19 protein-coding genes are annotated in these 19729 nt (G+C 46.4%); all 19 read right to left on the minus strand.

Annotated features, from left to right (window positions below; all coding sequences use genetic code 11):
* Positions 1–39: 39 nt before the first annotated feature.
* A complete protein-coding gene (locus tag DWX43_RS03710) occupies positions 40–657 on the minus strand; it encodes a hypothetical protein (RefSeq protein WP_118618838.1) in 618 nt (205 codons plus the stop codon).
* Complete coding sequence (locus tag DWX43_RS03715; protein WP_109730406.1) at positions 614–1849, minus strand: ABC transporter permease; 1236 nt, start codon at positions 1847–1849, stop codon at positions 614–616. The genes DWX43_RS03710 and DWX43_RS03715 overlap by 44 nt, the downstream gene beginning before the upstream one ends.
* Positions 1849–2727 (minus strand): ABC transporter ATP-binding protein, encoded by an 879-nt coding sequence (locus DWX43_RS03720; RefSeq protein WP_118618840.1) that lies wholly within the window; start codon positions 2725–2727, stop codon positions 1849–1851. Before DWX43_RS03720 ends, DWX43_RS03715 begins: the two co-directional genes overlap by 1 nt.
* 141 nt (positions 2728–2868) lie before the next feature.
* On the minus strand, positions 2869–4113 hold the full coding sequence (locus tag DWX43_RS03725; protein ID WP_118618842.1) for a HAMP domain-containing sensor histidine kinase: 1245 nt from the start codon (positions 4111–4113) through the stop codon (positions 2869–2871).
* Positions 4101–4772 carry a response regulator transcription factor gene (locus DWX43_RS03730; RefSeq protein ID WP_118618844.1) on the minus strand — a complete coding sequence of 224 codons (672 nt, stop codon included), beginning with the start codon at positions 4770–4772 and terminating at the stop codon, positions 4101–4103. Before DWX43_RS03730 ends, DWX43_RS03725 begins: the two co-directional genes overlap by 13 nt.
* Positions 4773–4861: 89 nt before the next feature.
* Positions 4862–5329 carry an NAD(P)H-dependent oxidoreductase subunit E gene (locus DWX43_RS03735; RefSeq protein WP_243099239.1) on the minus strand — a complete coding sequence of 156 codons (468 nt, stop codon included), beginning with the start codon at positions 5327–5329 and terminating at the stop codon, positions 4862–4864.
* Between the two features lie 169 nt (positions 5330–5498).
* Positions 5499–6560: an endonuclease/exonuclease/phosphatase family protein gene (locus DWX43_RS03740; protein WP_182440610.1), complete on the minus strand. Its 1062-nt coding sequence runs from the start codon at positions 6558–6560 to the stop codon at positions 5499–5501.
* Between the two features lie 105 nt (positions 6561–6665).
* Positions 6666–7733 carry a helix-turn-helix transcriptional regulator gene (locus DWX43_RS03745; RefSeq protein ID WP_118618848.1) on the minus strand — a complete coding sequence of 356 codons (1068 nt, stop codon included), beginning with the start codon at positions 7731–7733 and terminating at the stop codon, positions 6666–6668.
* Between the two features lie 116 nt (positions 7734–7849).
* Positions 7850–8881: a sensor histidine kinase gene (locus DWX43_RS03750; protein ID WP_118618850.1), complete on the minus strand. Its 1032-nt coding sequence runs from the start codon at positions 8879–8881 to the stop codon at positions 7850–7852.
* A complete protein-coding gene (locus DWX43_RS03755) occupies positions 8850–9560 on the minus strand; it encodes a response regulator transcription factor (RefSeq protein ID WP_118618852.1) in 711 nt (236 codons plus the stop codon). Before DWX43_RS03755 ends, DWX43_RS03750 begins: the two co-directional genes overlap by 32 nt.
* 9 nt (positions 9561–9569) lie before the next feature.
* Positions 9570–11642, minus strand: a complete 2073-nt coding sequence (locus DWX43_RS03760) for an ABC transporter permease (protein WP_118618854.1) — start codon at positions 11640–11642, stop codon at positions 9570–9572.
* Complete coding sequence (locus DWX43_RS03765) at positions 11632–12408, minus strand: ABC transporter ATP-binding protein (protein WP_109730415.1); 777 nt, start codon at positions 12406–12408, stop codon at positions 11632–11634. Before DWX43_RS03765 ends, DWX43_RS03760 begins: the two co-directional genes overlap by 11 nt.
* A gap of 297 nt (positions 12409–12705) precedes the next feature.
* Positions 12706–13611, minus strand: coding sequence for a CAP domain-containing protein (locus DWX43_RS03770; RefSeq protein ID WP_118618856.1), 906 nt, complete (start codon positions 13609–13611; stop codon positions 12706–12708).
* A 126-nt stretch (positions 13612–13737) separates the two neighbouring features.
* Positions 13738–14793, minus strand: coding sequence for a 16S rRNA (cytosine(1402)-N(4))-methyltransferase RsmH (gene rsmH / locus DWX43_RS03775; protein WP_118618858.1), 1056 nt, complete (start codon positions 14791–14793; stop codon positions 13738–13740).
* A gap of 91 nt (positions 14794–14884) precedes the next feature.
* Positions 14885–15364 (minus strand): 23S rRNA (pseudouridine(1915)-N(3))-methyltransferase RlmH, encoded by a 480-nt coding sequence (gene rlmH / locus DWX43_RS03780; RefSeq protein ID WP_118618860.1) that lies wholly within the window; start codon positions 15362–15364, stop codon positions 14885–14887.
* A gap of 17 nt (positions 15365–15381) precedes the next feature.
* A complete protein-coding gene (locus tag DWX43_RS03785) occupies positions 15382–15795 on the minus strand; it encodes a C-GCAxxG-C-C family protein (protein WP_118618862.1) in 414 nt (137 codons plus the stop codon).
* 78 nt (positions 15796–15873) lie between these two features.
* Positions 15874–17262 (minus strand): NADPH-dependent glutamate synthase, encoded by a 1389-nt coding sequence (gene gltA / locus DWX43_RS03790; RefSeq protein WP_109730420.1) that lies wholly within the window; start codon positions 17260–17262, stop codon positions 15874–15876.
* Entirely contained in the window at positions 17262–18152 is an 891-nt protein-coding gene (locus DWX43_RS03795) for a sulfide/dihydroorotate dehydrogenase-like FAD/NAD-binding protein (protein ID WP_109730421.1), read from the minus strand. The genes gltA and DWX43_RS03795 overlap by 1 nt, the downstream gene beginning before the upstream one ends.
* A 218-nt stretch (positions 18153–18370) precedes the next feature.
* Positions 18371–19552 carry an iron-containing alcohol dehydrogenase gene (locus DWX43_RS03800; protein WP_109730422.1) on the minus strand — a complete coding sequence of 394 codons (1182 nt, stop codon included), beginning with the start codon at positions 19550–19552 and terminating at the stop codon, positions 18371–18373.
* Positions 19553–19729 lie beyond the last annotated feature (177 nt).

The following is a 19729-nucleotide window of genomic DNA, read 5'->3' on the forward strand; positions in this document are numbered from 1 at the left end:
AGTATATGTGCGGCACAATTGTCCTATTCTTATGAATTCTTATTTCCGGCTTCTGATGCGGACTGCTGCGGCCATCAAAATAACACCCCCGGCAAGGAGCCAGTATTTTTCGGTATAGCTGCCCTTCGTCATCGAGAAGGGATAGAATACCTTCAGATATTTAGAGCCTGCCCCCATTGCGGTGATATAGTAGAATACAGGGATCATGTAACCCGCAATCAGGTTATCCGTCAGGCTGTAAAACAAAAGTCCGAGCCCTCCCATAAAGATCATTTCCGCGAGTGTCCCTGCATAGTATGCCGGTGCCTCCATCTGGCAGCCATTTATGTGGAGAATTAAGAGGTATACGCCGAGATATAATGCGAGGACAAGCACGGCCTCTATGGCCCGGATGCTGTAAACAGTGCTTATTTTTGTATATTTCGACCGGATCAGGTCTCTTAAATCCGGATTCTGCTCGGGAAGGAAGACAGGGGGGATCAGGATAATCCCGATCAGGGCCACATACATTTCCAGAACCTTGGCAGTGTCCGCCAAAGGCAGGTTCTTTACCCCCAGTACGAGCGGGGAAAGGCAGAGCAGGATGCCTGCTGTGACGGCATGGACGGGCAGGTTATGCCTTATGTTCTCTCTTGCGATTTCCAAATAATTTGCCACGGATATCAAGCCTCCCTTTCCTCTTTAATGAATAGATCCAGACAGTAACTGCAGCGAGCAGGATGGAAATTCCTGCGTACAGCGCCCTGTTTGCAGCCAGCTGGCTGAAACCTGCATGAAAACCTTCATAATTAAACGGTGTGTTGTGTCTGGGAACGAGATCCCAGCCGTATATTCCGCCGTGCATGGCTGACATGGAACTAAAGACAGACAGAAACCACCAAATAAGCTGTACCAGTACACCCAGAGCCGTATCCGTAAGTTCCGTCAGAACCATTCCCACGGCAGTGGAGATCATGGCAGTCGGCATCAGCCAGCCAACACTGTATTTCACGAATGCCAGATAATCCAGACGGATACCTCCTCCTGCAGCTTTGATACATTCGGACAGCGGTATGCAGGAAATGAGAAGAACCGGCAGCATCAGCATTACAATCATGGAAAAGTAACGGCTGAAGATAATCACGGCTGAAGAGGCCTTTCTTGATGCGATCAGCGCCTGCATGCGGGAACGCCTGTCACGCATGCCCCGCGTGGCTGCCAGAAATACGGGCAGTATCCCGAGCATAATTCCCATGTAATCACTAAACAGTCTTGCATATGCACCGGTAAAATGATCTTTTTCTGTCAGGTCATTATATTGCTGCAGTGCCTGTTCATAAGTCATTGGTGTTTTTGCATTTGTTTTAAGACTCTCTTTACTGTAATTGGAACCTCCTCCAAGCATATCGTCTGTTTCTTCCATTAATGCACAGAACCGTTCAAAAGTAAGCCCGTCTTTTGGCTTGACCGGCGAACTGCCGTATACGATCTGGCTGTCTCCCTGGGCCGCTGTCATCGCATCGTCGATCTCCTGATCTGTGGACAGCCCTGTTGTTTCAGTAACAATCTCATGGATCCTCTTTAACTCCTTTTGACTGGGCTTGACTGTTTTATAAAACCCGATCGGGTACGTTGTAAAGGAGCCGCTCCTGTACTCACTGACCAGATATCCAAGCGTTGCCTCCATTGTGGCCTGTTCATCACCGCCTGCGACCATGCCGTAGTCTTCCTGCCCCGGTTCCGGTTTCTCGGCAAATTCCATGCTGCCGAGCTGGGAGTTGAAAAAAATAAGCAGGATCAGGATGATCAGCCAGTAGATCATGCTTTTGGCCGTCTGTTTACATTCTTTTATGAATAGATGTCCAAACATCAGGCCTCACTCCCTTCTCCGTTCATCAGATACATGTAAGCATCTTCTACACCCGCATCACAGCTTTCGGCCGAAGCGAAGGGCTTCTTCTCTGCGATAAAACGGATCATGACATTGTTTCCAAGTGTCAGCATGCTGGTTACGATGTATCTTTCTTTTAATTGCGGAAGTTCGTGTCTGCTGATCTGGGCAGTATAAACTTTTCCGTCAGCCATTTCAATCAGGCCGGAAACGGTTCCCTGATAAAGGATTTCCCCATTATTTAAGACGGCTATCTGTTCGCAGGTTGCTTCGATGTCCCCTACAATATGGGTAGAGAGAATGACGATGCGCTCTTCTGCAATCTCACAGAGAAGATTCCGGAAACGGACTCTTTCCTCCGGGTCCAATCCGGCCGTCGGTTCGTCTACAATAAGAATTCTTGGGTTATGCAGGATCGCCTGGGCGATACCGAGGCGGCGTTTCATTCCGCCGGAAAGTGCCTTTACTTTTGTTTTTCTGTCATTCTGGAGATTCACCTTCTCCAACAGATATGGAATTCTCTTTCTGCGTTCGGCTGTACTCAGTCCGGAGAGAACGCCCAGATAATCCATTGCCTCATAGACGCTCATATTCGGGTACATGGAAAAATTCTGGGGCAGGTACCCGGTCATCTTACGGATTCTGGCAGAGTCTTCTACCGGAATTCCACAGACTGTAATCCGTCCGTCTGATTTTGGCAGCAGTGTGGCAAGCACCTTCATAAGAGTCGTTTTTCCGGCGCCGTTTCGCCCGAGCAGTCCGAACATTCCCTGTTGAATGGTCAGATCAACCTCCTTTAAAGCCTGTTTCTTTCCATAATATTGATTCAAATGTTCAATCTTAATTTCAGCAGACATTCTTTGATTAACCTCTCTTTCCTGAAGATCCCCGGACTTGTTTTGTCTTAGTCCATTTCATTTTTATGTGATCTTCTTGTCTATGAAGCTATCATACCGAAGAAATGTCTATATTTTCTCTATGAAAACTTAAGATTCTCTTCATTCATTCTTACTGGAAAATGAAGCTGTCACAACCGCACCGCCTTCTATGGAGTTGGCCAGACTTAACTCACCGCCGTGCTTGGCACAAAGCTGCCTGCAGATATGGAGCCCGATTCCAAAATGGGGATTCTCACCGTCATTCTCTTCCGGCAGTTTCCGGTGCTCCCTGTGGTAAGGAAGGAGGGCCTTTTGAAAGTCATATTCTGTAAATCCGCTTCCGTCATCCTGAACGACCAGATACAACATCTCTTCTCTTTCTTCATATTGAAGTGTGACTGTAATCCGTCTGGATGCAAAGCGGATGGCATTTGACAGCAGATTTTCCAGAACCTCCAGAAGGAGATTTACATCGACAGCCGCTTTTTTTGAGGGCAGGGTTTCAGTTTGTCCGCTAAGAATAATTTCCACATCGCCGATCTGGTTCAGTGCAAAGATAACCTCTAAAATTTCACTCTGGATCTGCCCGGGCGTATAGAGTTCTTTTTGTACCGGAATCTCATCAAGGCTGCGGATTCCTTTCATTGTCCTGCTGTACTGTTCCAGACGGCTTAAATGCTCTGACATCAGTCTGAGCGTCTCTAACATTTTCTCCTGACTGATTTTCCCCTGTGGCAGGTAGCGCTCCAGAAAGTCGGAATATCCTTTCAGAACGGTTAGCGGCGTCCTTAAGTCATGGGCAAATGCGGCATTGAGCTGTTTCTGGTTCTCTACCAGCTCCCACATCATTTCCTTATTATGTATGAGTTCAAGCCGCATTTCGTCGAAGGAACGGCAGAGCAGCCCCATCTCATCCCTGCTTTCATATGTCAGGTCAAAATCCAGATTATTCCCCCGGACCTGTTCTGTGCCTTCTTTTAGAATATTCAGAGGTTTTTTCAATCTTTTCTTATAAAAAAGCAGGCTTGCGGCAATAGACCCTGCTACTCCATAGACAAAGGGACTCCACACACGTATCGTGTCGAGCAGGAGCATCCAGAGCCCGTCGTGATTCTGAAAACCGGTGTAATTGTCCGTCCAGAACGGCCACTCCGACAATTTGATGGTAAAGAACCATAATTCGCTGTCACCGCTGTATCTGCTCCAGATCATGCTTTCATACCGGTAGCAGGCCGTTATCGTCAGATAAGACAGTACCGCCCCAGCCGCGGCAAACACGAGGATATATGCGGCGATTGCGCTTCGAAATGACATATTGCGTATTTTATGGCTGACCACAGATGTTTTTTCTTCTAACCAATCCATTTGTACCCCACTCCCCATACCGTTTCTATGTATGTTTTCTTTGTGAACCCGGACAGCTTCAGCCGGATGCGCCGGATATGCTCAGTCACAATGCTGCTGTCACCGCAGCCGTCGTAGCCACGCACTTTCTCATACACCTGTTCCTTGGAAAATACCTGTCCACTGTTCATGGACAAAAGCTCCACAATATTGAATTCTGTTTTTGTCAGGTTCACTGGCCGGTTATCGTAATAAACACAGCGCTCCTCATAGTGTATGGCCAGAGCCCCCTGTACTCTGACAGCCTGTGTCTGATTCTTCCGATCCTCCCGGCGCAGGTGTGCCTCAACCCTTGCACCCAGTTCCTCGATACTGAACGGCTTAACGATATAATCGTCACCGCCCAGAAGGAGTCCCCGTATCCGGTCCTCCTCCTCAATCTTGGCGGTCAGAAAGACGATCGGGCAGGATACATGGCTGCGGATCATCGTACACACCTCAAATCCGTCAATCCCGGGAAGGTTTACATCCAGCAGGATAAGGTCTGGTTTCATGGACAGCCTGCTGAAAACCTCGGTTCCGTTCGTGGCTGTGATCACCTGATATCCCTGTATTTCAAAATAATCTTTTAAGAGCTGGAGGATTCCAGGCTCATCATCAACTGCTAAAATTTTTTTCATATAATATTCATCCAACTTTCTACAGAGTTCGTGTTGTTATTATACTAATAAATTCTCTACAAAAAGTCTACAAGGAGATAGGACTGGAATTATTTAACCAATTTTAAAACATCTTTTGCAGTCATGTTTGAGTAGAGTTTTCCATCAATGAGTATGTTGGGGGCGGTCCGGCATTGTTTCAGGCATGGCCTTGTCTTTATACATACTTTGCCGTCTTTTGAGATGCCGTTTTTTTGGGTCTTAAGTTCCCTGTTTAGAGTTTTTAGAAGTTCCTGTGAACCTTTGTCTGTGCAGGCTTTTCCTGTGCAGACTACGATTTCATGCTGGTAGGCTGCCTCCTTCAGTGAGGGGTAGATTTTGACCAATACCTGGATGACAGAAGGGCTGACCCCGGCGGCTTCGGCCGCACGTCGCTTTAACTCCGAGGTGATGCAGCCGTTGACTTCCTGAAGTTCCCTCAGCATCTGTACAATATTATCCTGATCGCTTTTGTTGTCCATCTGGCTGTAATACTGCAGTATTTCTTCTGTCTGCCCTGCTTTCTGAGAATCATTCATTTCTATTAACCTCCGTTTCTCTTCCATTTTATCAGTATTACCTGAAACTGTCAGCCTTAATCTTAATACAGTCAAAGACCCCGCAGGCATAGATAAACCGCAGGGCCGGATGTCCTGCGGTTTGTTCTTGATGGTTGACCTCTGTTTTGCAAAAGGAGCCATAAACATATTAATTTAAAAGTGTCCCTTCCATCCGCACCGGCTGGTGGTCTGTGTATTCAAAGTCAGTATTGATATTCTCTACCTGATTAACCTTTATATTATCTGATACGATAAATCCGTCCAGGACATAGACCTGTGAGTCCTCGTAGTTTCCGCTGTAAGGCCCGTTTAACAGCCTGCATGTGGGTACGTTGTCGGAAACGGCGAAGGAGAACCCGTCAGGGATATCTTCCGTGCCGACAATACCGGGAACCCAGTTGTCTTTGTTGTGGATCGGGTATTTATCCATGCCCTCGAATGTCTGGTTGAAGTCTCCACCCGCAATGACATAATTACCTTTTTCATATTCGGCTTCCAGTTTTTCTGCAAGCATCCTGCTCTGTGCAATCTTTCCTTCGCCGCTGTCATAAGCCTCGAGATGGAAATTGATCAGGACGAGTTCTTTGTCTGTGCCTTCAAGCGGGACCCTCGTCTCGAGCATACAGCGCTTCAGATTACAGGTCTTGACCGGCCAGCTGAAGGACTCCGGAAGTGCGATACGGGATGCAGCCGTGACTTCCAGACTGGTCATGGTGACAAGGCCGCTTTTTACTTTTCCGATCGGTGGCAGCGGGTACGGAACATAATCACACTTAAAATTGCATGCGAACATTCCGGTTAACCCGAGTGCATCCTCATAGTATTCCTGCTCGTCAATATGGTAGGAACGTTTGGAATCCCGGTCTACTTCCTGAAGGAAATAAATATCCGCGTCCTGTTTCTCTAAAATGGACGTGATCCCCTTTAGATTATTTTCTACTAATTCTTTGCTCTCCGGCTGCACTTTGGTACCGCCGTCCATAAAAAAATCTTCATCTTTACTTAATCCCGCATAACCGGTATTGTATGTAAGTATTGTAAATGAATCCCCAATATCCAGCGAATCTGTTCCATTTCCCGTTTCAACGGCTTCAACCGCCTTCGGACGGTATTCCCGTATCGTCAGATATCCCACTAAAACTGCGAGAATCAGTATGACAGCAAGTACAATTCCTCCTGCTATTTTCAATCCTTTTCTCTTCTTTTTCATAAAACCGCCTCTCTCCATACTTTGTTTAAGGATAAAAATGATGTATATACCTTGAACTTATTTTAACTTAAACTTAACATTTTGTATAGTAGGAGGAGAAAACATTCACAGAAACCGTTTTGCTATTCTTAAAAATTCTTCATTCGTCTGGAGAAAATCATACATTGGATTATTTTTCATTTCAGACATCAGTCCCGAAAGCAGCTTTTTTTCTGAGTTCTGTTTTTGTGACGCATCGATTCCAGAAATATCAGGTGCTATATCCCGGAACAAAACGGTGCTTTTCATATCCCAGGGAGTCCGAATAGCAAAGAGCATTCTTTTTAGGAGAGAGACCGCTCTTTCTTCATCTTTTAGAAGGACTGCCGTGTGAAACTTGAGCACCTGGCTGCTGTACTCCCATAGTCCGAAGGTTTCGGCAGTCTTTTCCCATGCTTTAGCAGCATATCCGGCCATCTCATGATCATCTTTTTTTACGGCACATTCGCCCAGATACATCAGAATGATCATGATTTCACTCAGTCTCATTTGCAGCAAATGTTCCAGTATTCTGGCCGCGTCATCCATCTTCCCCTCCTTCATATAAATCGAGGCTTCCTGCTGCTTCTTGTCTATTCCCAACCGTTCCGGGACCAGTTCCAGCATTTCATGGGCCTTCTGGTAATCTCCCCGCAATTCATACTTGGAAGAAAGCATAAATGCAGAAGAAATCCGGATTTTTTCATCTCCGTCTTCCACTGCACGATGATACAGTTCCATGATCTGGTCCGTATACTGGCCTTTTTCGTCAGCAGGCATTCCCGCCATGATTAGGGCACCGTCCAGCAGGAGGGCCGATTTATGTACCAACGGGGCGCAGCGGGGATATGCCCGCAATTTTTCGTGTAAAAGTGTAAAACCGGCATCGAGCCCGCTTTCGCTGATGGCCTGTGATAATTCTTTGCAGAAAGATTCGATTTCCTGTTCTGAGAGTTCCTCATGGAAACAAAACAAAGTATTCATATCTACCTGCAACAGGCGCGCCAGCGGCGGAAGTAGTGTAACATCCGGATACGACGAACCCTTTTCCCACTTATTTACGGCAGGGGTGGATACACCCAGATATTCGGCAATTCTCTCCTGGGTCAGCCCCAGTTCCTTCCTTTTTTCACGGATAATTGTATTAATCGGCATAATTTGTCCTCCCAAACTTTTTATCTTCTTCCTGACAAAATAATTATATCATTTAAGGAGGCACTTTTACAATTTACCACCGGGCAACTAACCGGAGGCAGAATTTAACCTGTGGTTTACTTCGACACACGGGGAAATGCTAATACGAGTTCAAATCCAGTCTTATATTCCGGGTTTGTGCCGACACGGATCTTGAGCCTTTTCGCTAATTCTTTAACCAGGTAGAGCCCCATGCCGGTTGCTTTTTTCCGCTGCCTGAGATTTCCGCCGGTAAATCCTTTATCGAAAATGAAGGGGATATCATATTCAGGGACTCCGATACCGTTGTCGCGGATATGCAGCATGGTTTCATTCCTGGACGGGGCCCACTCTGTATACAGTTTAAGAGTATTTTTCTCTTTCTCCGGGTCTGCATATTTGATGCTGTTGCTGACAGCCTGTCCGATGATGAAAATGAGTCCCTTTCTGTCCGATAAAACCCCGATGTCCTCTGTTTCGTTTTGTATCAGGAAACCCGCTTCATCCAACAGGGCCCTGTATTCAGACAGAGCCTCCGTACAACAATCCCTTAAAGATACCTTTTCGAACAGGAAATCCGAATGTACGGCCTTCAGTCCTGCATAGTACAGGACCTGGTCAATATCTTCCTGCAGCTGGCTTCTTGCATACTCCAGCTTATGGAAAACACCGGTGGACATCTCCTCTTTTCTGTTATCGAGTACAAACGTCATTAATGCCAGCGGCGTCTTAACCTCGTGTGCCCATGTTTCCATATAATCTTCATATTCCTGAATATCACTCTTCTGCTTCTTGTTTTCGCGGTATTCGCTCTGAAGCCTTTTCACCAGAGCCTGTGCAATCGTATAATCTGTTCCGCCAAAAGCGGTCAGAAAGCTTTCATCTTCCGCCAGCTCCCGGTTTTCCAACAGCTCCATATAGGCTTTTTCCTTTTTTGAATCACTGCTGTAAGCGATCCACAGAGCGATGCTGAACATGAGAAAAGACACAAAGAGCATGGCACCGAGCAGGATCAGGAATTTGCCCGGACTAAGCAGCCATAAGAAAATTATGAACAGAAAATCGGTACACACAAGCAGTGCCAGCCAGATGCTATAGTTATAACAGTAATGAAGCAGTTTCTTCAGCATGCGGATCCTCCTGTTTTTGCTCAATAAAATATCCAGTGCCGCGCACAGTAACGATTCTATAGTTCAGCGCCAGCCGTTCCAGCGTCTTTTTCAACCGGGTCATGTTGACCTGAAGTGCATTTTCATCTACATATTCGGAAGTTCCCCAAAGCGTCTGAAAAAGCTCCTCCTTCGAAACAATTCTGCCCAATGGGGATAACAGCTGTTCCATGATCTTTCCCTGGTTTTCAGGGAGTACATAGGATGTCTGATTTGTATATATCGTATAAGTATTTAAATCCAGACGGATTCCGGGCACTTCCAGAAAGTGCTCTTTGTCCTTGTATCTTCTGAGCAGATTGGCAATCCTCGCCAGCAGGCGGTCCCTGTGGCAGGGCTTTGGCAGATATTCATCCGCCCCAAGCCCCAGGGCATGCAGTTCGTCCTTCATATTGTCCCTGCTTGTCAGAACGAGTACCGGTACCAGACTTTTCCGGCGGATGAATCTGCATACCTCGAATCCGGTCTGCCCCGGCAGATTGATATCCAGCAGCACAAGGTCCGGATTGTTTGCAAGTATTTCCGAAGCCGTATCCGAAAAATGGTTCAGGCTTACCGTTTCATAGCCGGCCCCGGAGAGAAGATACTCCAGTTCTTCCCTCATAAATTCCTCGTCTTCTGCTATTACAATCCTGCTCATATAAATCTCCTACTCTTCCCTCTTATTCTCAATCATACCAAGAAGCTGCCTGCGGCTTAATCTCGTTACGGCAGCAATATAAATAAATTCTACCACAACAAGCAGGATTATCATAGCGCAACCCAGCTTTAAAAGCATGGGCACCTCCGTTTTCATTTCCATTGAAATAAAGCCTGCAAACAGCGCCTGTATACCGAAGAAACTGCTGACTGCCGCGGTCAGGACGGGCAGGCCGAAATACCATTTGATCTGTTTGTCTGCGCTTTTGCATAATGCCTTGTACGAACTCCCGAGGCGGATCAGGACATGGTAACGCCTGCCTGTTTTCCGCTGGTGCATCAGGAATTGTACTCCCATGACAGTATTGGCTATGATCAGGAAAATGACGGCAAGGTAGATCGTAATATATCCCAATGCGATGAAATAGAACAGCTGCCTGCCCATATTCTGTAGATAGCTTTCATATTCAAGGGAAGTCTGATTCAATCTTTCATTAATACCCATCATGGCCTGCATCAGCCCCTCTTTCTGAACAAGGTTCTCTTTTAAGACCGCATTCCAGTAAGAATCGGAATTTCTGGTCACAAGGCGGTCATATACGCTGTCCGGGATAATGACTCCGAGGGCAAGTGTAATGGAGCGGTCCACAACTAAATTTGTCTGGTATACCTGATCCTTCAATTCGAAAGGGATACCATTGAGCTCTATAACAGGATTTTGGGAGAGTGCCTCATTTAAAAGGTCCAGCCGTTCTCCGAAATAAAAGTCCTGGTCACTGTACAGCGCGGCCTGATTCCCGGAAAGCTCAATAGGGGCTTTCCCGTCAGTCTCAAGGATCTGGTTGTATCCGGACAGGGAAATAAAATAAGGCGTTGTAAAATATTCAAGGCTCTCTGACAGGCTTTGCACGTTTTCTGAATTTCCAAGTGAATTTACTGCACGGCGAAAACCTTCTCCGGAGAATGTGTTTTCATCATCAGGCATCCCCGTCTTTACTTCGAACAGTTGCGAAAATTCCGCATCTAATCCTGTGTTTTTCAAAATCTCTTTGACGGATGGTTCCTCGTCTGATGTCTCCTTGTCAGGAACGCTTTGGCTGTAATCTATGAATGTGTAATCTATATGGTGTGCCTCACTGCCGGATGCTTCGAGGCTTACAGACATGCCATAGCCAAAACAGCAAAGTGCGGCCAGAATGAGCAGGGAGGACACTGCCAGGGAGGCCGGGCGCAGAAAAACATTTTCCTGCAGCTGGCGGAATGTAAATGTCGACAGCCCCCTGTTTGTTTTCTTTAATCTGAAAGTCAGTTCCAGAAGAAGTCCTGATCCATGAAACCAAAGGAAGGTCCCTGCAATTCCCAGTACAACTGTCATCCCAAACCTGAGAGGCGACTCCCATGCGTTTCCACGGATCGCCGTATAGTAAGCCACTGCCAGAGAGAGGATTCCGGCAATGACCTGTACATACCCGATTCCGCGTCTCTTCCTCTTCTGTTTTTTCTCCTGTGTATCTGACAGCAGGCTGATGACTTCTTTTTTGACGACAGAACCGCTAAATAGCAGCATTGCAAAAAATTTGATGGTAAAGAATCCGATAAAGGTCCATAAGACCGCCTTCCATGACAATGTAAAGCGATGCCCTATGATTCCCAGTCCAACCACTTTCGCAGTAATCAGGCTGATCATTTCTGAAAGAAATATGGCAATCGGGATACCAATCAGCAGCGAAAAGATGCTGTTGAAGATATCTTCCGCCATCATCATGGCAAAGAGCTTTGAGCGCCGCATCCCCATCATCAGATACATTCCCAGCTCATGGCTTCTTCTTTCGATCTGGTACTTTCCTGCAAAATAAACGAGAAAGAACAGTAAGAAGAGCGAAACACCGTAGAGTACCGGAAGAAGCCGGTAGATCTTATTTACCGCATCACTTTCCATCCGGAGCAGAAATTTCATGACATCCTGGTTTTCAAGAGACAGGATAATGTAAAATGCAATGATAGAAACAATCAGTGAGAGGAAGAATAAACCGTTTTCTTTCCGGCTCCTCCTGCCGTTTTTCAGGACAAGTTTAAAGAACATTTGCGCTTCCCCCTCCCAGCTGAGCCATGACACTTAGAATGCGCTCGTAAAAATCCTGCTGTGTCTCCTTTGGATATTTTCTCCTTAATTCATGGAAAATCCTTCCATCCTGAATGAAAAGGATACGCGAGCAATAGCTTGCCGCATTGCAGTCATGCGTAACCATGAGGATGGTTGAGCCATCCTGCTGGTTCAGTAAAGACAGTTTTTCCATCAGCGATCTGGCATTCTTAGAATCCAGAGAACCCGTCGGTTCATCCGCAAGAAGCATGTCCGGATTCAGAATCATTGCTCTGGCCGCCGCGATACGCTGTTTCTCTCCCCCAGACATCTGTGACGGGAATTTGTCCAGAATGTCCTCAATCTCCAGATATTCCGCCAGTTGTGCCAGACGGGCCGCCCCCTCTTTTTCCGGCACATTCTGGATTGCAGGCGGAAGCATAATATTTTCCCGGCCGGTAAGATTATCGAGCAATTCAAAATTCTGAAACAGGTAACCGATACGCTTTCCCCGGTATTCCGCGAGTCTCTTCCCCTTATAGGCACTGATGTCCTCCCCGTTTAAAAGGATTTCGCCTTCTGTCGGGTGCACCGCGGTCGCAATACAGTTCAAAAGAGTCGTCTTTCCAGAGCCGCTGCTTCCCATGATCCCTAGAAACTCACGGTCCAACACCTGAAATGTAATTCCGTTTAACGCTTTTGTCACGTTACCATTCTTTCCATAGTTTTTCTTTAGTGATTGGATGTCCAGTAATTTTTCCTTCATTTAAATCCTTTCCCCTTTCTACTATATCTGTCAGTCTGCTGACTGTTTCATTTGGTGGATCTCTATTCATAGTATACAGGATTCCTGTGCAGGAAAACACTTACAGTCTTTGTAAGGATTCAGGAAAAATACTATTGAAGGTACTGTGTGTGTCCAAAGAAGGGAATAGTCATGTGAACAATTACCTGCCGTACAAAAAGCGGAACAAGGTTTTCTGACCCTGTTCCGCTTTGATCGAGATACTGTCACACTGTGAGCCTGCCGGGCAAACCTGTAACAGAATTTTTCAAACACGCTCTAGTATGTAAACAACTGTGTCCAGTAATTGCGCCCGGCTGCATTCTGATAATACCCCACACCGATTTTCGTGAATTTGGGATTCAGGATATTCGCCCTGTGCCCGTCACTGTTCATCCAGCCTGTCATAACTTCCTGCGGAGTGCGCTGTCCCCATGCGATGTTCTCACCGGAGCCCTGAAAGCTGACCCCCTGTTCTGTGAGTGCTGTACTGAAAGAACTCCCGTCTGGCCTTGTGTGCGAAAAGGATGTTTCTGTCTCTTTTGCCCTCACAAGTGCCGCCGCCTCGATTTTGCTGTCAATCGCAAGAGGGGTGAGGCCTGCTTTTACTCTTTCGGCATTTACTAAATCTGCTACCTGCTGTATGAAAGTACGGTCCTGTGAATCTGTTTTCGGCTGGTTGTCATCCCCCTCCGGATGATTGATATCTCCGCCGGGTTTGTCGGCGTCTTCTCCCGGCCCGTCTATATCCTGATCCGGCTGGCCTGTTCCGCCGCCCGGCACTTCATTATCCGTTCCGGGCTGATCCGTATCCGGAAGATTCATGTCAGGGGTATCTGTCCCCGGCTGGTCAGTATCGGGCAGATTGTTATCCGGAAGATTACTGTCCGGAATGTCCGGCTGGTCTGCATCCGGAGTATCCGTGTCCGGTAAATCCGGTGTATTTTCACCCGGAGGAGCAAAATCCGGCGGGCATACCTGCCAGTAGATCCCCCCTATGTTACCGCCCAGACCGTTTAGCTTGTCTTTCAGGCTGTTCAGATCATCTCCCTGGATGATGGTTACCCCGTAGCCCGGTGCCACTTTCTGACTGCCTGTGCCTGTATCTGCTGCCTGCGCCGGGAGAACGGTACTTCCTGCGACCCCGATTGCTGTTGTAATTGCTAAAACTGATAGCTTTCTCATTTGAACCTCCTGTTATTTTTATTATTATGTAAGTATTACATAGATATTACATAATTGTTACAAACAGGATAATAACATGCAATGTCAAAAATTGATACAAGCAATAACTGGTACAGATTCCTGATATTACATATTTGACCTGACGGCCCACCTCATCTTTGTGGAACGGGCCCTGCTGTTTCTTGCACACTCCTCGGCGGACGGGCGGATGACATCCTTTGCAATCTCGCTGTAGAGGCCCTCTCTCTGATACTGTTTGAATGACTTCTTCACAAGCCGGTCTTCCCCGGAATGGAAAGTCAGAATGGCTGCGCGGCCCCCGGGTGCAAGGATGTGGGGCAGCTTATCCAGAAACTCATAGAGAACTTCGAATTCACTGTTCACATCGATGCGGAGTGCCTGAAAAGTCCTCTGGCAGGATTTTTTGACTGCTTCCTTTTTTTCGGCTGCAGGCAGAAAATCAAGTGTCTGTGCGATAATATCCCGCAAATCCTTTGTGGCGGCAATCTCCCTGCCCTTTTGTATCTCAGTCACAACCGCTTCGGCAATCAGGGCAGCATAAGGTTCATCCGCATTTTCCGTCAGCATCCCTTCAAGCTCCTGTACATCAATTGTACGCAGACGTTCTGCCGCGGTAATTCCCTTTTCCGGGTTCATCCGGAGGTCAAGAGGACCGTCCGTCTTATAGGAGAATCCTCTTTCGGGATTATCGATCTGCATAGAGGATACACCCAGATCAGCCAGCACAAAATCAAATAAACCGGTCTCACTGGCAATCTGGTCCACATTCGCAAAATTCAGAAGCTTTACTGTAAGGATGTCCGGGCCATATCCCAGATTTTCCAGACGTTCCTTCGTTTTGGCTGATTCGATCGGATCGACGTCCAGCGCATAAATGTGTCCTTCATGCTCCAGACACTTCAGCATCTCCAGTGTATGTCCGCCGTAACCTAGCGTGGCATCCAGCCCCCGCTGCCCCGGTTTAATCTCCAGAAAGTCAAGGATTTCCCTGACGCAGATGGAAATATGCATTCCGGCAGGGGTACTTCCTTTTTGGATAACCTTTTCAATCGTGTCTGCATATTTTTCAGGCTGCAGTTCTTTGTATTTTTCCTTATAATTTCTCGGATGCGTACCCTTGTACCGGGGACGCCTTTTATGTTTTTGTTCTTGATTGTCCATGATATTCCTTTCCTGAGAGCAAAGTACGGTTTTACTCAAAGCCGCCCCTGTTATATGCGCGTGTGATTACATAAGAAGGCTAAAACATCCATTATTTATGGTATGGTTCTTTTTGGATAATCCGGTAACTCCGGTAGATCTGTTCTAAAAGGATTACACGCATCAGCTGATGTGGGAATGTCATTTTTGAAAAACTCAATGCGTAATCAGACCTTTCCAAGACCGCTTTCCCCAGTCCGATAGACCCCCCTATGACAAAAATAATATGGCTGATACTGGAAATTCCCAGCTTGTCGATCTTATCCGCCAGTTCTTCCGAAGTCAGCTGCCTGCCCTGAATTTCGAGGGTAATGACATAGGCGTCGTCCCTGATATACTTCATCAGACGCTCCCCTTCTTTCCCGCGGATCTGTTCTTCCACGGTTTCACCCGCCTGGTCAGGGGTCTTTTCATCCGCCACCTCTATGATTTCCAGCTTACAGTATTTGCTCAGTCTTTTGCTATATTCAGCGACTGCGTCTTTTAGATATTTTTCCTTTATTTTTCCTACGGTTAAAACTGTAATTTTCATATGGTCAGCCGTCTTCCTTATGCCGGATTTTCCCGGAGATATTCTTCTACAAGATCAACAGCATCTGCAATACACTGGTCACAGCTGCAGATTGGCCGGTCTGAGCCGATTCCTTTTAACTCGCGGCAGAGGATGGAGCGGTTCTTCTCTTTGAATTTTTCAGCATAGTCCTTAACTTTCCTGTAGGTATCTGCCTTTGTTGATTTCCCTTTGTCAAGGTCACCTACGCTGTTGTTCAGACCGATGATCATAAACAGTCCGGACAATGCCCCGCAGACTTCCATCATTCCCATTCCGAAACCAAATCCTTCTGAAATACGGAACATTTCCTCCTCGGAAACCCCAAAGTCTTTGCAGAAAGAACAGGCAACGGCCTGACAGCAATTGTATCCTTTTTTATGATATTCTAATGCAAGTTCTTTTTTTGTCATCTTTTCCTCCTGATAAAAGAACTTCTCCATAGCCGTCTGCAGAATGTCCCGCAGTCTTTACAGCTATGGAGAAGCTTTCTATTTGTGATTCAAATATTCGTCGATTCCTTTTGCACCGGCTTTTCCGGCACCCATTGCAAGGATTACTGTTGCAGCCCCTGTTACGGCATCACCGCCGGCATAAACGCCTTCCTTGGATGTCTGGCCGTTTTCTTCCTCTGCTACAATACATTTTCTTCTGTTTACTTCGAGTCCCTTTGTTGTAGAAGAGATCAGCGGGTTCGGTGAAGTTCCGAGTGACATAACAACGGTATCTAATTCGATCTCGTATTCAGAACCCGGTATTTCAACCGGACGTCTTCTGCCAGATGCATCCGGCTCGCCCAGTTCCATCTTAATAACTCTCATGCCTTTTACATATCCGTTGTCGTCCACAAGGATCTCTTTTGGATTCGTCAGAAGGTCGAAGATTACACCCTCTTCTTTTGCATGGTGTACTTCTTCCACTCTGGCCGGAAGCTCAGCTTCACTTCTCCTGTATACAATATGTACTTCAGCCCCTAGTCTTAATGCAGTTCTGGCAGCATCCATTGCAACGTTTCCTCCGCCGACTACTGCTACCTTGGTGCCGGCAACAATCGGGGTATCATAGTTGTCATCGAATGCTTTCATGAGGTTGCTTCTCGTCAGATATTCGTTTGCGGAGAATACGCCGTTCGCATTTTCTCCCGGGATTCCCATGAACATTGGAAGTCCTGCTCCTGAACCAACAAAAACAGCCTCAAATCCTTCTTCCTCGATCAGCTGGTCGATGGTTGTGGATTTACCGATTACAACGTTAGGCTCAAACTTAACACCTAATTCTTTTACCTTTTCAATCTCCTTGGCAACAACTTTCTGCTTCGGAAGACGGAATTCAGGAATACCATATACGAGTACGCCGCCGAGCTCATGGAGTGCCTCAAATACAGTAACATCATACCCCATCTTGGCAAGGTCGCCTGCACATGTGAGTCCTGACGGGCCTGATCCAATTACTGCAACTTTATGGCCGTTTGTCGTCTCAGGGCATTCCGGCTTGATATCATGCTCCAGCGCATAATCTGCCACGAATCTTTCCAGCTTTCCGATAGAAACAGGTTCGCCTTTGATTCCGCGGATACACTTTCCTTCACACTGGGATTCCTGCGGGCATACACGTCCGCAGATCGCAGGGAGTGCTGAAGACTTACCAATCACTTTATAAGCCTCTTCGATATTGCCTTCCTTTACTTCCTTGATGAATCCGGGAATATCAATCGCAACCGGGCATCCGGCAATACATTTTGCGTTCTTGCAGCCTAAACATCTGACTGCTTCTTCCATTGCTTCTTCCTTATTATATCCAAGACAAACTTCTTCAAAGTTTGTTGCACGTACTTTCGGGTCCTGCTCTCTGACAGGCACTTTCTTTAATACATCAGCCATTAGTTGTCACCTCCGCAGTTTCCGCAGCCACCATGATGAGTGTCTCCTTCTTGTAATTTCAGCATAGCACGGCCTTCTTCAGACTTGTACATCTGGCTTCTTTTCATAGCCTGGTCAAAATCAACGAGGTGTCCGTCGAATTCCGGTCCGTCAACACATGCGAATTTAATTTCGTCTCCTACCTGAAGACGGCATGCACCGCACATACCTGTTCCGTCTACCATGATCGGGTTCATGCTGACAATTGTAGGAAGCTCCAGCTTCTTTGTAAGCAGGCATACAAACTTCATCATGATCATCGGTCCGATTGCAACACAGACATCATACTGTTTTCCTTCATTCTTCACCAGATCTTCGATTACAGCCGTAACCATTCCTGAACGACCATAGGAACCGTCATCTGTTGTAACATAGAGATTGCCCGCAACCTCTTCCAGTTCTTTTTCAAGAATCAACATATCATGTGTCTTGGAACCAACGATGACATCTGCATCTATTCCGTTCTCATGCAGCCATTTTACCTGTGGGTAAACCGGTGCAGCACCTACACCACCGGCTACAAATAACATCTTTTTGTTCTTCAGTTCTTCAAGATCTTCGTGAATAAACTCAGATGGACATCCCAGAGGCCCAACGAAATCACGGAAACTGTCCCCTTCTTTTAAATCTGCCATCTTAGTTGTAGATGCTCCAACTTCCTGGAACACGATTGTGATTGTCCCCGCCTCTCTGTCGTAATCACAGATTGTAAGAGGGATTCTTTCTCCTTTGTCATCCATCTTCACAATCACGAACTGGCCTGGCTGGCAATGGCTTGCAACACGCGGTGCGTGTACATCCATAAGATAGATTTTATCAGCCAGTTTTTCTGCTTTTAATATCTTGTACATCTTATTCCTCCTTGTAAAAAATCACCCTTTCCTTATAATACGCTATAAACAAAGGATTGGCAAGTATTCTTTCAATGAATTCACGCCCCGGAGGGCTTTTTATTTCATAGGGCGTACTTTCCTAATGAAATGAAAAAATACCGCCTGAAATGCAGGTCCCCTGCATTCCAGACGGTATTTTTTCAAGAATCCTAAAGCCTGCCTGTTAATTTCTTTTCTTAGAAATCTACCTCTGTTCCGTAGTAGATGCAGTTAAACAGTCTTTCCATTTCAGCCGGTGTTATGCTTCTTGGGTTGGAGCCTGTGCAGGCATCTCCTACTGCCAGCTCGGAGATCTTTGCGATCTTCTCTTTGAATTCTTCTTCGATAATTCCAAATTCTTTGAGAGTCTTCGGAATGCTCATCTGTACATTGAAGTCGTCAATTTTTTCACAGAGGCTGTTGATTAATGCCTTTTCTGAAGCACCCTGAAGGCCCACCCTGCGGGCGATCTCTGCATAGCGTTTAGCCGCTACCGGGTCTTTTGCATTGTATTTGATTACATATGGCAGGTACATTGCATTGGCGCATCCGTGTGTGATATGTCCGGTTGAGAATGCAGCGCCTGTCTTGTGTGCCATAGAATGTACAATACCAAGCAGTGCATTGGAGAATGCCATACCTGCCAGACACTGGGCTGTGTGCATTTCTGCCCTTGCATCCATGTTTCCTCTGTAAGAAGCCGGCAGGTAATCAAATACCATCTCAATTGCCTGAATTGCAAGCGGATCTGTGAAAGCACAGTTTAATGTAGATACATATGCCTCGATTGCATGAGTCAGTGCGTCCATACCTGTGTAGGCAACCTGTTTTGCAGGAAGTCCTTCAACCAGTTCGGAATCTACGATTGCAACATCTGGTGTGATGTTAAAGTCAGCCAGAGGGTATTTCACTCCTGTCTGGTAGTTTGTGATAACAGAGAATGCAGTAACTTCTGTCGCTGTACCTGATGTTGACGGAATTGCAGCGAATTTCGCCTTCTGTCTCAGTTCCGGGAAGTTAAACGGGATACATAAGTCTTCGAATGTAACTTCCGGATATTCATAAAATGCCCACATTGCTTTTGCTGCATCTATTGGTGAACCACCGCCCATTGCTACGATCCAGTCCGGCTCGAATGCCCGCATAGCTTCGGCGCCTTTCATAACGGTCTCTACAGACGGGTCCGGCTCTACACCCTCAAATAACTGAACTTCCATTCCTGCTTCTTTTAAGTAATTGACTGCCCTGTCAAGAAATCCCTGACGCTTCATGGAACCGCCGCCTACTACAAGGATAGCCTTTTTTCCTTTCAGGTTTTTCAGTTCTTCCAGACAGCCTTTTCCGTGGTAAATGTCTCTTGGTAATGTGAATCTGCTCATTTTATGCATCTCCTTTATAAGTACGTTATTTTTTTAACGTTTTCATTATAGCACTGTTAAACTTTTAACGCAACCATAGTAACATAAAAATCACGTTAAATTTTGTACAAAAATACCGCTGTGTTTTTGTTTATTTTTTAACACAACGGTACTTCTTTCCATATATTCATTTATACA

Origin of the sequence: Clostridium sp. AF19-22AC, assembly GCF_003479085.1 — a bacterium.
GTDB classification, from domain to species: Bacteria; Bacillota; Clostridia; order Lachnospirales; family Lachnospiraceae; genus Faecalicatena_A; species Faecalicatena_A orotica.

What these genes read in the sequence shown, in the direction of transcription:
- DWX43_RS03755 (WP_118618852.1), bottom strand. Translation starts at nt 9,560, where the DNA reads ATGAGCAGGATTGTAATAGCAGAAGACGAGGAATTTATGAGGGAAGAA.
- DWX43_RS03760 (WP_118618854.1), bottom strand. Translation starts at nt 11,642, where the DNA reads ATGTTCTTTAAACTTGTCCTGAAAAACGGCAGGAGGAGCCGGAAAGAA.
- DWX43_RS03765 (WP_109730415.1), bottom strand. Translation starts at nt 12,408, where the DNA reads ATGAAGGAAAAATTACTGGACATCCAATCACTAAAGAAAAACTATGGA.
- rlmH (WP_118618860.1), bottom strand. Translation starts at nt 15,364, where the DNA reads ATGAAAATTACAGTTTTAACCGTAGGAAAAATAAAGGAAAAATATCTA.
- DWX43_RS03725 (WP_118618842.1), bottom strand. Translation starts at nt 4,113, where the DNA reads ATGGATTGGTTAGAAGAAAAAACATCTGTGGTCAGCCATAAAATACGC.
- DWX43_RS03715 (WP_109730406.1), bottom strand. Translation starts at nt 1,849, where the DNA reads ATGTTTGGACATCTATTCATAAAAGAATGTAAACAGACGGCCAAAAGC.
- DWX43_RS03720 (WP_118618840.1), bottom strand. Translation starts at nt 2,727, where the DNA reads ATGTCTGCTGAAATTAAGATTGAACATTTGAATCAATATTATGGAAAG.
- rsmH (WP_118618858.1), bottom strand. Translation starts at nt 14,793, where the DNA reads ATGGACAATCAAGAACAAAAACATAAAAGGCGTCCCCGGTACAAGGGT.
- DWX43_RS03785 (WP_118618862.1), bottom strand. Translation starts at nt 15,795, where the DNA reads ATGACAAAAAAAGAACTTGCATTAGAATATCATAAAAAAGGATACAAT.
- DWX43_RS03745 (WP_118618848.1), bottom strand. Translation starts at nt 7,733, where the DNA reads ATGCCGATTAATACAATTATCCGTGAAAAAAGGAAGGAACTGGGGCTG.
- DWX43_RS03735 (WP_243099239.1), bottom strand. Translation starts at nt 5,329, where the DNA reads ATGAATGATTCTCAGAAAGCAGGGCAGACAGAAGAAATACTGCAGTAT.
- DWX43_RS03795 (WP_109730421.1), bottom strand. Translation starts at nt 18,152, where the DNA reads ATGTACAAGATATTAAAAGCAGAAAAACTGGCTGATAAAATCTATCTT.
- DWX43_RS03750 (WP_118618850.1), bottom strand. Translation starts at nt 8,881, where the DNA reads ATGCTGAAGAAACTGCTTCATTACTGTTATAACTATAGCATCTGGCTG.
- DWX43_RS03740 (WP_182440610.1), bottom strand. Translation starts at nt 6,560, where the DNA reads ATGAAAAAGAAGAGAAAAGGATTGAAAATAGCAGGAGGAATTGTACTT.
- DWX43_RS03730 (WP_118618844.1), bottom strand. Translation starts at nt 4,772, where the DNA reads ATGAAAAAAATTTTAGCAGTTGATGATGAGCCTGGAATCCTCCAGCTC.
- DWX43_RS03770 (WP_118618856.1), bottom strand. Translation starts at nt 13,611, where the DNA reads ATGAGAAAGCTATCAGTTTTAGCAATTACAACAGCAATCGGGGTCGCA.
- gltA (WP_109730420.1), bottom strand. Translation starts at nt 17,262, where the DNA reads ATGGCTGATGTATTAAAGAAAGTGCCTGTCAGAGAGCAGGACCCGAAA.
- DWX43_RS03800 (WP_109730422.1), bottom strand. Translation starts at nt 19,552, where the DNA reads ATGAGCAGATTCACATTACCAAGAGACATTTACCACGGAAAAGGCTGT.